We start from the raw sequence: 11,823 nt of genomic DNA on the forward strand, positions 1-11,823 counted from the left end.
TTGGCTCCGGTGGTGGCTATAGCTCAGTTGGTAGAGTCCCAGATTGTGATTCTGGTTGTCGTGGGTTCGAGTCCCATTAGCCACCCCACCTGAACCCTCGAGAAAAAGCTCCTGACGACCTCAGGAGCTTTTTTTTTCGCCCGGGCTTCCCTGAGCACGCCGGTCGCGTCATCCCGAACGCTCGGGAATCGCCAGGCGCTGGACTGCATCCGCTTGTCACGGCGTCGTCGATCCCCGAACCCGCGACGCCGGCCTTGCTGCTGCTGGGCGCGGCGGCGCTGTTGCTGTGCGCCCGCGCCCTTCGGGCTCAGAACGAGTAGCTCACGCCCGCGGATCCCGTCCAGCGCGGTGCGAGCTGGTAGCCCACCAGGTGGCTCGCCACCGGCAGCTGCACGAACGCGAACGCCTGCACGTGATCGCCGAGCACGCCCGTCACGCCGGGGCTGAGGTAGACGACGGTGCCGGCGCTGTCCGGGTTGTCGGCGAGCGCGCCCTGGTCGGCGCTCTTGTGCGAGACGTTGACCTGCAGTTGCGGGACGACCTCCGGATTCGCCTCGTAGCGCGCGCCGAAGCTCGCGAAGGTGGTGTTGCCGACGCGGAAGTCCTGGCCCGCGCCGTGCAGGCGCTGGGCGAACGCCGACTGGTATTGGGCATTGACGAAGGCGTCGATGTTGGTCGCGACGGCCTGGTGGAAATAGGCGCCGACGATGACGTCCGTCGTGCCCGTGCCGGGCTGCAGGCTGGTGTCGACGAGGTTGTCGGGCGAGTCGTTGGTCGACAGCGGGCCGCCCCGGAACGTGGCCGGATGGCGGCCGACGACGCCGGTGCCGTCGGCATTGGCGCCGCCGTAGTGGCCGGTCGGCAGCTTGATGCCCAGCTGCAGGCCGAGGTTGCGCTCCTCCAGCAGGCCCTGGTACGTGGCCATGAGGCGCAGGTCGCCGAGCCCCTTGATCTTGGCCGTGCTCAGCTGATCCTGCGTGACGGGGTTGGTCGCCGACGCGTAGGTGGAGTGGCCGCGATCGACCCAGGGCACGAGCACGCGCAGGCCCCAGTCGTCGTTGGGCGCGTAGGCGATGCCCAGCGTCGTGTAGCGATTGACGGTGTCGTGCTCGACCTCCTGGTCGCCGCCGGCGTCGTTGATCGCGGCGACGGCCGAGGTCGAGACCGCCCTGCTGCCGTGGCGCAGCTGGCTCTGGTCGATGTCGTCGAACTGCAGGCTGACCGACCAGCCGGGCCGCGTCGGGTAGCCGGTGGCCGCGTCGGTGGACAGCGAGCAGCCGCAGGTGGCGCAGGCCGACGCGGAGCCGGCGGCGAGCGACAGCAGCGCGGCCGCGAAGGCGCTGTGAGTGGGGATCTTCGTCATGAGTGTCTGTGCGGGTCGTGAGGCCGGTGTGCGAGCGCTGAGGCAATCAGCGCACCAAGCCTCGGATCATGGCCGCCCGCGGGCGCGGACGGAATCACGCCACGGCGGGTGTCGACGCTTGTCGGCGCCCCGGGGCGAAGCTCAGACGAAGCGGGGAGGGGCGCGGGGTTGGGCGGAGGCCCAGACCGCGTTGCCGCGCGGCGCGCGCGTGAACGCGAGGGGCAACGCGCGGAAGGCGAGCGCGATGCCGGCGTCGGCGATGCGCGGGTCGGGCGGCGGCGCCAGGTCGGCGTGCAGCGCGCAATACGGGCAGTGCTCGAAGGCGTGAGGCGACGCGGGCGAATCCGGCGTGGCGCGCTTGTCGGACGCGACGTTCGCGGCCGAGCAGATCCTGTCCCAGGGCAGGCCGCTCGCGGTGGAGAACGCGCCCGTCACGGTCGGCACGAAGCTCACCAGCAGGATCGCGAACAGGGCGATCCAGCTCGAGACGGTGCGGCGGCCGCGTTGCGTGGACATGGCCGCGATTCTAGGCCTTGCCCGGAATCAGGCCAGTGCGCGCCGCAACGCGGCACCGGCATGCGCGACGGACGCGCGGCCGTCGTCGAACACCTGTCCCAGCGTGAAGAACGCGTGCAGCATGCCGTCGTAGCGCCGGCATTCGACGGCCACGCCGGCTTCGGCCAGGCGCCTCGCGTACGCCTCGCCTTCGTCGCACAGCGGATCGCACTCGGCGACGATCACCAGCGCCGGCGGCAGGCTGCGCAGGTCGGGCGCGAGCAGCGGCGAGGCGAGCGGGTCGCGGCCCGCGGCGGGGTCGGGCAGGTAGTGGTTCCAGTTCCACTGCATGCCCTCGAGCGTCAGCAGATACCCTTGGCCGTATTCACGATACGACGGCGTGTCGAACGCGTGATGCGTGACCGGATAGACCAGCACCTGGAACGCCAGCGCCGGGCCGCCGCGGTCGCGGGCCATGATTGCGACGGACGCGGCGAGGTTGCCGCCGGCGCTGTCGCCGCACACCGCGATCCGGCCCGGGTCGGCGCCCAGCGCGGACGCGTGCACGGCGAGCCATTGCAGCGCGGCGTAGCAGTCGTTCAGTCCGGCCGGGAACTTGTGCTCCGGCGCGAGGCGGTAGTCGATCGCGACGACCTTGCAGCCAGACGCGTTGGCCAGCGCGCGGCAGGTGGCGTCGTGGCTCTCGAGGTCGCCGCCGATCCAGCCGCCGCCGTGCAGGAACATGACCAGCGGCAGCGGCCCGGGTCGCGCGTCGCGGGGCGTGTAGGCGCGGGCGCGCACGGGTTGGCCGTCGGCGCCGGGAAGTTCGAAATCGGCGATCGCACCGACCTTTTCGTCCGATGGCGGCAGCAATCCCCGCAGGCCGGCGCGCGCCATCTCGACCGTCATCTCCGAGAGCGGCGGCCGGTCGAGCGCGTTGATCGTGTCGACGAAGGCCTGGGCTTGGGGGTGCAGCGGCATGGCGAGCTTGTCTCGGTCGAAGGTGGTGACCGACTATGACAGCTGGGCTCGACCTGTCAAACAGGTTAAACGAGAATCGGCCAGCCTCTTCCTCTGGAAGCGCTGTCAGGTGGACGCAGGAACGTCGAAACCTGTCGGACAGGATTGGGGTCGGCCCATCCCTTGCCACGGCCGAGTCGCCCTTCACGACCCCCGGATTCCGCATGCCCAGTCCCATCGAAGACTACGCCCTGATCGGCAACCAGGAGACCGTCGCCCTGGTCGGCCGCGACGGCTCGATCGACTGGATGGGCATGCCGCGCTTCGACAGCCCGGCCTGTTTCGCGGCGCTGCTCGGCGCGCCCGAGCACGGCCGCTGGCTGATCGCGCCGGTCGACGCCGCGGCCACGGTCACGCGCGCCTACCGCGACGGCTCGACCGTGCTCGAGACGCGCTTCGCGACCGCCGGCGGCGAGGTCAGCGTCATCGACTTCATGGCGCGGCGCGACGGCGCATCCGACCTGATGCGCATCGTGCGCGGAGTGCGCGGGCGCGTCGCGATGCGCACGGAACTGGTCGTGCGCTTCGACTACGGCGTGGTCGTGCCGTGGGTCTCGCGCCAGCAGGACGGTCGGCTGCACTTCACGGCCGGTCCCGATCGTCTCACGCTCGCGACGCCGCTGGAGCTGCGCGGCGAGGACCTGCGCACCGTCGGCGATTTCGAGCTCGGCGCGGGCGACGAGCTGACGTTCGCGTTGACATGGCAGCCGTCGTGGCGCGACGACCAGCCCGCGCCGGACGTGGCGCAGGCGTTGACGCAGGTCGAGGCGCAGTGGGACGCGTGGTCGGCCAGGCTGCCCGAGGGCGACCAGGTGTCGGAGGCCGTGCGGCGCTCGCTGGTCACGCTCAAGGCGCTGGCGCACTGGGAGACGGGCGGCATCATCGCGGCGGCGACGACCTCGCTGCCCGAGAAGATCGGCGGCACGCGCAACTGGGACTACCGCTTCTGCTGGCTGCGCGACGCCACCTTCACGCTCTACGCGCTGCTCGGACTGGGCTTCGTCGACGAGGCCGAGGCGTGGCGCGCGTGGCTGGTGCGCGCGGTGGCGGGCAGTCCGGACGACCTGCAGATCATGTACGGCGTGGCCGGCGAGCGGCGGCTCGACGAGTACGAGGTGCCGTGGCTGCCCGGCTACGAGAACTCCGCGCCCGTGCGCGTAGGCAACGCCGCCGCGGGCCAGGTGCAGCTCGACGTCTACGGCGAGGTGCTGGACGCGCTCTACGTCGCGCGCAAGGCCGGGCTCGCGTACGACGAGCGCAGCTGGTCGGTCGAGTGCGCGATGGTGCGCCATCTCGAGTCGATCTGGAACGAGCCCGATGACGGCATCTGGGAGGTGCGCGGCGGCCGCCGGCACTTCGTGCATTCGAAGGTGATGGCCTGGGTCGCGTTCGACCGCGCCGTGCGCTCGGCCACCGAGTTCGGCCTCGAAGGCCCGGTCGAACACTGGAAGCACGTGCGCGACGCGATCCATGACCAGGTCTGCGAGCGCGGCTTCGACGCGGCGCAGGACTCGTTCGTGCAGTCGTACGGATCGAGCGCGCTCGACGCCAGCCTGCTGCTGATCGCCGTCGTCGGCTTCCTGCCGCCCGAGGATCCGCGCATCCGCGGCACGCTGGCCGCCATCGAGAAGGGCCTGCTGCGCGACGGCCTCGTGCTGCGCTACGACACCGGCGACTCCAAGGACGGCCTGCCGCCCGGCGAGGGCGCGTTTCTCGCCTGCACGTTCTGGTTAGCCGACAACTACCTGCTGCAGGATCGCGTCGACGAGGCCCAGGCCGTGTTCGACCGGCTGCTCGCCTACCGCAACGACGTGGGCCTGCTGGCCGAGGAATACGACCCGGTCGCGAAGCGGCAGCTGGGCAACTTTCCGCAGGCCTTCTCGCACCTGGCGTTGATCAACACCGCCACCGGCCTGGCCGCCGGGCGCGCGGGGACGGCGCATCAGCGCGCGGCGGGGAGCAGCGAGACGAAGGGCTGAGCGTCGAGGTCCGGGCCTTGTCCTTGCTCCGCTCGAGCATCGAGCCGAAGGCAAGACCTGCCTCGGGTCGTGGACTCCCTGGTGCACGATGATCGGAACACGATGAAACGCAGAGACATCCTCAAATGGTCCGCTTCGGCGGGTGCCGGCCTGGGCGTGCTGGCAGGCACGCCTTCCACGGCGACGGCCGCGGTGCCGGTCGCCAGGCCGAGCCTGCCGCAGAAGACCGACCTGGTCGATGCCGCGGCGCGGCGCCTGCAGCTGATCGCGCAGCAGGCGGTCTACGTCTGGACCGACGCCCACGTCGACCTGGCCGGCGTGCCCATGGGCGTGGCGGTGCCGCCCGGCGAGCTGCCCACGCTCGAGCACCAGCTGAAGACCTCGCAGGTGGCCGTCGAGGCAGTCACGAATCTCGCCGCCTCGCTCGGCGCCAGTCCTGTCGCGACGAGCAGCCTGCAGTCGCTGGACGCGCTGCGCAGCCGGCTGGCGGCGACGCAGGCCAGCTTCGCGAGCCTGGCGGCGCAGAACGCGGGCGTGCTCAACCTGCCCGCGACCGTCCAGGCGCTGCTGGGCACCTTGACAAGCACCGCGAGCGACATCGCCACGCAGCTCAAGCAGATCCACGCGACTCTGGTCCAGGCCGCGCAAGGCAGCTCGACCAGGACGGTGGCGCAATACGACGCGCTGTTCGTGACGCTTCCCAGGCCCGCGATTGCGCAGTCGCTGCACGACGACGCTGCCTTCGCGGCCATGCGCTTAAGTGGACCCAATCCGATGCTGATCGCGAAGGCGTCCACGCTGCCTGCCAAGTTTCCGTTGAGCGACGCGCAGTACCGCCAGGTGATGGGCGCCGACGACAGCCTGGTCGACGCCGCCGCCGGCGGCCGGCTCTACCTGCTCGACTATGAAGGCCTCGGAGCCATCGCGCCGGCCGGCCCGGTGAGCAAGCCGCTGACGGGCGTCGGCTATTGCTGTGCGCCGATCGCGGCGTTCGCGCGCCCGAAAAGCGGCCGCTCGCTGGTGCCGGTCGCGATCCAGTGCGGCCAGGATCCGTCGGCCAATCCGATCTTCCTGCGCGTCGGTGACTCGAGCAATGCCGAGGCGTACTGGGCCTGGCAATCGGCCAAGACCGCGGTGCAGGTGGCCGACTTCAACTATCACGAGATGTTCGTGCACCTGGGCCGCACGCACCTGATGTCCGAGGCCTTCGCGATGGCGACGCAGCGCCAGCTCGCGACGGCGCATCCGCTCAACCGGCTGCTGTCGCCGCATCTCGAAGGCGCGATGTTCATCAACGAGGCGGCCGCGCTGATCATCATGGCGCCGCTGACGACGGGCGACGTGATCCTCGCGGCGCCGATCGAGACGCTGCAGGGCGAATGCGGGCGCGACCGCCTCGCCTACGACTTCCACGCCAGCATGCTGCCCAACGACCTCAAGGCGCGCGGCGTGGACAACACCGACCAGCTGCCCGACTACCCATACCGCGACGACGCGCTGCTGGTCTGGAACGCGATACAGCAGTGGGTATCGGACTACGTCGCCGTCTACTATGCGGGCGATGCGGACGTCGTCGGCGACTACGAGCTCAAGGCCTGGGCCGCCGAATTGAGCGCGAGCGGCAAGGTCAAGGGCTTCACCGCCATCACCACCCGTTCGCAGCTGGTCAGCGTGGTCACGGCGATCATCTTCAATGCGAGCGCGCAGCACGCGGCCGTCAATTTCCCGCAGTCCGACATCATGACCTACGCCCCGTTCAGCGCGGGCACGGGCGGCACGGCGGCGCCCACGACGACGGCGGGGCAGTCCCAGGCCAGCTGGCCGCAGATGCTGCCCTCCACGCTCGCGGCACGGGAGCAGATCCTCCTGTTCCACATCCTCGGCGGCGTGGTCTACCGGCCGCTCGGCACCTACCTCGACAACGCCTTCCCCTACCTGCCCGTGCTGCTCGACCCGGCGATCGCGGGCCCCGGCGGACCGCTGGATCGCTTCCGCGCCGCGCTGGCCGCCATCGAGGCCACCATCCAGCAGCGCAACGCGGCCCGCACGCGGCCTTACGGCTACCTGCTGCCCAGCCGCATTCCGTCGAGCACGAACATCTAGGCGGCGCCGCGCCGGCGCGAGCGTGCGCGCGCGGGCGCGAGCTCGTGCGGCTGCAGGAACAGCGCCGGGTTGTCGGCGAGCTGCTCGATCGCCAGGTCGATGAAGGCCCGCACGCGTGCGGGCTGCGCCACGCGGCTGCCGTAGTACACGTACAGCGCGAGGTGATCGGCGACGTGCTCGGTCAGCAGCGGAACCAGTTGCCCGCTGCGCACCAGCGGCGCGGCGGTCACGCCGATCAGCTGGCCGACGAACTCGCCGGAGAGCACGGCGCGGGCCTCGAGCTCGATGTCATTGGTCGCGAAATCGGCGACGACCTGGCGCGAGACGATGTCCGCGCCGACGCGGAACTCCCACGGCACCACCTTGCCGGTGTTGGCCGCGCGGAAGCCGCTGCAGCGATGGCGCGCGAGGTCGTCGATGCTGGCCGGCGCGCCATGCCTGGCGACGTAGCCGGGCGTCGCGCAGACCACCAGCTGCAGTGGAACGAGCCGGCGCGCGATGACCCCGGCGTCGGGCGGCCCGCCGGCGCGGAAGCCGACGTCCACCCGGTCTTCCACCCAGTTGCCGATGCGGTCCTCCAGCTGCACGTCGGGCGTCACGCGTGGATACCGCCTGGCGTATTCGTCCAGCACCGGCCACAGCAGCTGCAGCATCGTCGCGCGCGGGCCGACGATGCGCAGCGGGCCGGCAATCTCCTCGCGGCCGCGGCGCGCGCCGTGCAGCGCGCGTTGCAACGTCGCGAGCCCGGGCTGGGCCTCGTGCAGGAACTGCGTGCCCTCCTCGGTCAGGCTCAGGCGCCGCGTCGTGCGGTGGAACAGCCGGATGCCCAGGTGCGACTCGAGCTGCGTCAGCGCCTGGCTCGCCGCCTGCGGCGTGATCGCCTGCGCGAGCGCGGCCTGGCGCAGGCTGCCCAGCTCGGCGGCCTTGACGAAGGTGGCAATGGCGCGGAGTTCGTTGAAGGCCATGGGTCGCTCCGATCGATTATCAAGATCTGCTTGCCTATCAAGGAAGCGATTGCTGGCTAGTTTCGCATCAATCGCGAACCTACATTGACCCCATGGCGCAGCGAGGAAGCGGCGCCTGCAACCCGATTCGAAAGGACTCGCCATGACCTCCGCCACCCAAGATCCCCGCGTCTGGTTCATCACCGGCGCCGCGCGCGGCATCGGCCTGCGCATCGTCGAGGCCGCGCTGGCCCAGGGCGACGCCGTCGTCGCCACCTCGCGCGATGCCGGCTCGCTGCGCGAGCGCTTCGCCGGCAATGCATCGCTGCTGGCGGTGTCGCTGGACGTCACCGACGAGGCCCAGGCCGCGGCCGGAGTCGCCGCGGCGCTGGGCCGCTTCGGTCGCATCGACGTGCTCGTCAACAACGCCGGCTTCGGCCTGCTGGGCGCGGTCGAGGAGGCCAGCGCCGACGAGGTGCGCCGTCTCTACGAGACCAACGTGTTCGGCCTGCTCAACGTCACGCGCGCGGTGCTGCCGTCCATGCGCGAGCGCCGCGGCGGGCACGTCATCAACATCTCGTCGGTGGGCGGCTATCGCTCCGGCCCCGGCTTCGGCGTCTACTGCTCCACCAAGTTCGCGGTGGAAGGCATCAGCGAGGCGCTGCACGGCGAGCTCGCGCCGCTTGGCGTGCGCGTGACGGTGGTCGAGCCGGGCTACTTCCGCACCGAGTTCCTCGACCAGCGCTCGCTGAGCGTGTCGCCGCGCGTCATCGCCGACTACGCGGGGACGGCCGGCCAGGTGCGCGAGCGCGCCGCGCAGATCAGCCAGAAGCAGCTGGGCGACCCGAAGCGCCTGGCGCAGGCGATGCTCGCGCTGGTCGCCAGCCCCACGCCGCCGTTGCGCCTTCCGCTGGGCACCGACACGCTGGGGGCGATCGCGGACAAGAACGCCTACGTCGCCGCGGAAACCGACGCATGGCGCGCGCTGAGCGCGTCGACGGACTTCCCCCTGGGCGAGTGAATCTCCGGGCGCGACGCCGGCCTTCCGCGATTCGTCGCCGCCGGCCGTGCCTCGTCCGGCCGCGCCCGTGACTCGTCTGGCCGTGCTTGCGGGGGCCGGTGGGATGGCCAGACTGCGCTCGTCCGCCCTTCGCAGGAGTCCCGCCATGTCCCCGCCCGCCACCGATGCCCTGGCCTCGCACGTCTACCCGCCGCCTCGGCGCGCCATCACGGCACGCAGCTTCGAGCGGCCGCTGGAGCGGGCGGCGGCCGCGTGGTGCGCGGTGGCCGTCGCGGGCCAGCTCATGTTCGCGGCCTACGTCCTGCGGGTCTATGGCCGCGCGCTGGTCGCGGGCCGGCCGGAGCTGTGGAACAGGACGATGCCTCACGCGTGGGTTCCCGGCGATCCCGTCGGCAACGCGGCGGCCGCGGGGCATCTGCTGCTGGCCGTCGTCGTGATGCTGCTGGGCGCGCTGCAGCTCGTGCCCGCGCTGCGGCGGCACGCGCCGGCCGTTCACCGTTGGAGCGGACGCGTCTTCGTCGTCGCCGCGATGACGATGGCCGTCAGCGGCATCTACCTGATGATCGTGCTGCCGCCCATCGGCGACCGCGGCTCGCAGTGGCCGATCGTCGTGAACGCGGCGCTGATCCTCGCCTTCGCCGGCCTCGCCTGGCGCGACGCGCTCGCGCGACGCCTCGAGCGGCACCGGCGCTGGGCGCTTCGGCTTTACCTGGTCGTCTCGGGCGTCTGGTTCTTCCGCATCGGGCTGATGGCCTGGATCATCGCGAACCGCGGCCCCGCCGGCTTCGACCCGAAGACCTTCGCCGGTCCGGCGATCACGACGCTGGCGATCGCGCAGTGGGCGCTGCCGCTGCTCGTGCTCGAGCCTTATCTGCGTGTCCGGGCCCATGGCAGTCCGCGTGCGCGGCTCGCGATGGCCGGGGTGCTCGCGCTCGGCACGCTGCTGACGGCGTTCGGCATCGCCTGCGCGACGGCCGCGATGTGGCTGCCGCGCATGTGAGCGGCGTCACAATCGCGCCATGACAGCCAACGCCACGCCAGTGCCCGGCATCGCCCGGATCTTCGCGTGGCCGCGCGTGCGCTTCATGCTGGCCGTGGCGTTGCTTTTCGGGTTGCTGCTCAGCGCGGGTTCGAGAACGGGAGCGCTCATGTGGATCGAGCGCACGCTCGTCCTCGGCGGCTGCGCGCTGCTCGCCTTCGGGGTGCTCGAGCGCTGGCCGCCGCGGCCGCCGCGCTGGCTCGCACGCTGGGTGCTGCAGGTGCTGGGCGTGTGGCTGTCGATGCCGTTCGCGAGCTACCTCGCCTACTGGCTCACGACGGGCGGCGATCCGGACCTGCTGCACGACCGGCTGCGCCTGATCGGCTACGGCGAGCTGTGCTTCGTCGGCATGCTGTTCGTTCCGTGGATCGCGCTCGGGGCGCTGCTGCGCCAGCGGGAGGCCTTCGCGCGCGACCTGGCGCTCGGCTTCCAGCTGGAACGCAGCGAACTCGAACGCCGCGCGAGCGACGCGCGGCTGCGGCTGCTGCAGGCGCAGGTGCAGCCGCACTTCCTGTTCAACACGCTGGCCAACGTGCGCGCGCTGGTGCGCTCGGGGTCGCCGCAGGCGGGCGCCGTGCTCGACAGCCTGATCGCCTACCTGCGGGCGTCGGTGCCGCATCTCGAATCGCCATTCACGACGCTGGCGCAGGAACTGGAACTCGTGCGCGCCTACCTGGAGTTGATGCACATGCGCATGCCCGACCGCCTGCAATACGCGCTGCACGCCGACGCCGCCGTCGGCGCGATGAGCTGCCCGCCGCTGACGTTGCTGACGCTGGTGGAGAACGCCGTGCGCCACGGCATCGACCCGAGCGAGGAGGGCGGCCGCATCGAGGTCAGCGCGAGCGTGCATGACGGCCGCTGCATCGCCCGCGTCGTCGACACCGGCGTCGGGCTGAAGCATGCGGTGGACGGCCTCGGCACGGGCCTGGCGACGCTGCGCGAACGGCTGAAGCTCGCGTTCGGCGGCGATGCGCGCCTGAGCCTGACCGGCCTCGTGCCGCACGGGTTGTCCGCGGAGGTGGAGTTCCCCGCACGGCGAGGCGCGGCATGAACCGGCGACGTCCCACCGCGCTGATCGCCGACGACGAGCCGCTGCTGCGCGACGAGCTCGCGGCGCTGCTGGCCGACGCATGGCCCGAGCTCGAGGTCGTCGCCCATGCGCGCAACGGGCGCGAGGCCGTCGAACGCCACGCCGAGCTGCGTCCGGACATCTGCTTCCTCGACGTGCAGATGCCGGGCGTCTCCGGCATCGAGGCGGCGCGCCAGATCGGGCCCGGCGCGCATCTCGTGTTCGTGACGGCGTTCGACCAGTACGCACTCTCGGCCTTCGATCACGGCGTGCTGGACTACCTCGTCAAGCCGGTCGAGCCGAGGCGTCTCGCGCAGACGGTCGCGCGCCTGCGCGAACGGGTCCAGGGCACGCTGCCCGCGCTCGCGACGGAGGCGTTGCTCGCCCAGCTTGCCGACGACCTGAAGCGGCGCGACGCGGACGCCGTGCCACCGCTGCGCTGGATCCGCGCGACGGTCGGCCACGCGCTCCGCCTCATTCCCGTGGAGGATGTCGACTTCATCAGCGCCGACGACAAGTACACCGTGATCGCATGGCGGGATGACGACGGCAAGGCCGCGGAGGCGCTGATCGCCACGCCGCTGAAGCAGCTGCTCCCCCAGCTCGACCCGCTGCAGTTCGCGCAGGTCCACCGCTCGCACGTGGTCAACTGGAGCGCCGTCAGCCACGTCACGCGCGCGCCCAACGAGACCGCGCAGGTGCACATCAAGGGACGCAAGGACGTCCTTCCGGTGAGCCGCTCCTACCTGCACCTGTTCAAGCAGATGTAGCGCGGGCGCGCCGACGG

11 protein-coding genes and 1 tRNA gene are annotated in these 11,823 nt (G+C 71.3%); 8 read left to right on the forward strand and 4 right to left on the reverse strand.

What is annotated here, in order from left to right:
• Positions 1 to 12: 12 nt before the first annotated feature.
• A tRNA-His gene (locus LPC04_RS13545) sits at positions 13 to 88 on the forward strand.
• 142 nt (positions 89 to 230) lie between these two features.
• The gene (locus LPC04_RS29075) at positions 231 to 320 is read left to right on the forward strand and encodes a PEP-CTERM sorting domain-containing protein (protein ID WP_420854728.1); all 90 of its coding nucleotides are present in this window, start codon (positions 231 to 233) and stop codon (positions 318 to 320) included.
• Here the strand turns inward: LPC04_RS29075 and LPC04_RS13550 are convergent.
• The 3 genes from LPC04_RS13550 to LPC04_RS13560 form a co-directional block, all read right to left on the reverse strand.
• Positions 308 to 1,363, reverse strand: coding sequence for a transporter (locus LPC04_RS13550; protein ID WP_275682775.1), 1,056 nt, complete (start codon positions 1,361 to 1,363; stop codon positions 308 to 310). The genes LPC04_RS29075 and LPC04_RS13550 overlap by 13 nt on opposite strands.
• A 141-nt stretch (positions 1,364 to 1,504) precedes the next feature.
• Positions 1,505 to 1,879: a DUF2946 domain-containing protein gene (locus LPC04_RS13555; RefSeq protein ID WP_275682776.1), complete on the reverse strand. Its 375-nt coding sequence runs from the start codon at positions 1,877 to 1,879 to the stop codon at positions 1,505 to 1,507.
• 27 nt (positions 1,880 to 1,906) lie between these two features.
• Entirely contained in the window at positions 1,907 to 2,839 is a 933-nt protein-coding gene (locus tag LPC04_RS13560; protein ID WP_275682777.1) for an alpha/beta hydrolase, read from the reverse strand.
• Between the two features lie 203 nt (positions 2,840 to 3,042).
• On the opposite strand from LPC04_RS13560, the gene LPC04_RS13565 reads away from it, so the two are divergent.
• Together LPC04_RS13565 and LPC04_RS13570 are read left to right on the forward strand one after the other, a co-directional pair.
• Positions 3,043 to 4,857, forward strand: a complete 1,815-nt coding sequence (locus LPC04_RS13565) for a glycoside hydrolase family 15 protein (RefSeq protein WP_275682778.1) — start codon at positions 3,043 to 3,045, stop codon at positions 4,855 to 4,857.
• A gap of 102 nt (positions 4,858 to 4,959) precedes the next feature.
• Positions 4,960 to 6,960 (forward strand): lipoxygenase family protein, encoded by a 2,001-nt coding sequence (locus LPC04_RS13570; protein WP_275682779.1) that lies wholly within the window; start codon positions 4,960 to 4,962, stop codon positions 6,958 to 6,960.
• Here the strand turns inward: LPC04_RS13570 and LPC04_RS13575 are convergent.
• Complete coding sequence (locus tag LPC04_RS13575) at positions 6,957 to 7,925, reverse strand: LysR family transcriptional regulator (protein WP_275682780.1); 969 nt, start codon at positions 7,923 to 7,925, stop codon at positions 6,957 to 6,959. The genes LPC04_RS13570 and LPC04_RS13575 overlap by 4 nt on opposite strands.
• A 142-nt stretch (positions 7,926 to 8,067) precedes the next feature.
• Between LPC04_RS13575 and LPC04_RS13580 the strand changes: the two genes are divergently transcribed.
• The 4 genes from LPC04_RS13580 to LPC04_RS13595 all read left to right on the forward strand — a co-directional run bounded on the left by LPC04_RS13580 (position 8,068) and on the right by LPC04_RS13595 (position 11,806).
• Positions 8,068 to 8,925: an oxidoreductase gene (locus tag LPC04_RS13580; RefSeq protein ID WP_275682781.1), complete on the forward strand. Its 858-nt coding sequence runs from the start codon at positions 8,068 to 8,070 to the stop codon at positions 8,923 to 8,925.
• Between the two features lie 145 nt (positions 8,926 to 9,070).
• Positions 9,071 to 9,925, forward strand: coding sequence for a DUF2306 domain-containing protein (locus LPC04_RS13585; protein ID WP_275682782.1), 855 nt, complete (start codon positions 9,071 to 9,073; stop codon positions 9,923 to 9,925).
• A gap of 19 nt (positions 9,926 to 9,944) precedes the next feature.
• A complete protein-coding gene (locus tag LPC04_RS13590) occupies positions 9,945 to 11,018 on the forward strand; it encodes a sensor histidine kinase (protein WP_275682783.1) in 1,074 nt (357 codons plus the stop codon).
• Positions 11,015 to 11,806: a LytR/AlgR family response regulator transcription factor gene (locus LPC04_RS13595; RefSeq protein WP_275682784.1), complete on the forward strand. Its 792-nt coding sequence runs from the start codon at positions 11,015 to 11,017 to the stop codon at positions 11,804 to 11,806. The genes LPC04_RS13590 and LPC04_RS13595 overlap by 4 nt, the downstream gene beginning before the upstream one ends.
• Positions 11,807 to 11,823 lie beyond the last annotated feature (17 nt).

The sequence above is a fragment of the Scleromatobacter humisilvae genome, assembly GCF_023231945.1.
Taxonomy (GTDB): Bacteria; Pseudomonadota; Gammaproteobacteria; order Burkholderiales; family Burkholderiaceae_C; genus Scleromatobacter; species Scleromatobacter humisilvae.

Excerpts from the sequence above, each read along its gene's own strand:
- LPC04_RS13550 (WP_275682775.1), bottom strand. The coding sequence starts at position 1,363 with ATGACGAAGATCCCCACTCACAGCGCCTTCGCGGCCGCGCTGCTGTCG.
- LPC04_RS13555 (WP_275682776.1), bottom strand. The coding sequence starts at position 1,879 with ATGTCCACGCAACGCGGCCGCCGCACCGTCTCGAGCTGGATCGCCCTG.
- LPC04_RS13560 (WP_275682777.1), bottom strand. The coding sequence starts at position 2,839 with ATGCCGCTGCACCCCCAAGCCCAGGCCTTCGTCGACACGATCAACGCG.
- LPC04_RS13565 (WP_275682778.1), top strand. The coding sequence starts at position 3,043 with ATGCCCAGTCCCATCGAAGACTACGCCCTGATCGGCAACCAGGAGACC.
- LPC04_RS13570 (WP_275682779.1), top strand. The coding sequence starts at position 4,960 with ATGAAACGCAGAGACATCCTCAAATGGTCCGCTTCGGCGGGTGCCGGC.
- LPC04_RS13575 (WP_275682780.1), bottom strand. The coding sequence starts at position 7,925 with ATGGCCTTCAACGAACTCCGCGCCATTGCCACCTTCGTCAAGGCCGCC.
- LPC04_RS13580 (WP_275682781.1), top strand. The coding sequence starts at position 8,068 with ATGACCTCCGCCACCCAAGATCCCCGCGTCTGGTTCATCACCGGCGCC.
- LPC04_RS13585 (WP_275682782.1), top strand. The coding sequence starts at position 9,071 with ATGTCCCCGCCCGCCACCGATGCCCTGGCCTCGCACGTCTACCCGCCG.
- LPC04_RS13590 (WP_275682783.1), top strand. The coding sequence starts at position 9,945 with ATGACAGCCAACGCCACGCCAGTGCCCGGCATCGCCCGGATCTTCGCG.
- LPC04_RS13595 (WP_275682784.1), top strand. The coding sequence starts at position 11,015 with ATGAACCGGCGACGTCCCACCGCGCTGATCGCCGACGACGAGCCGCTG.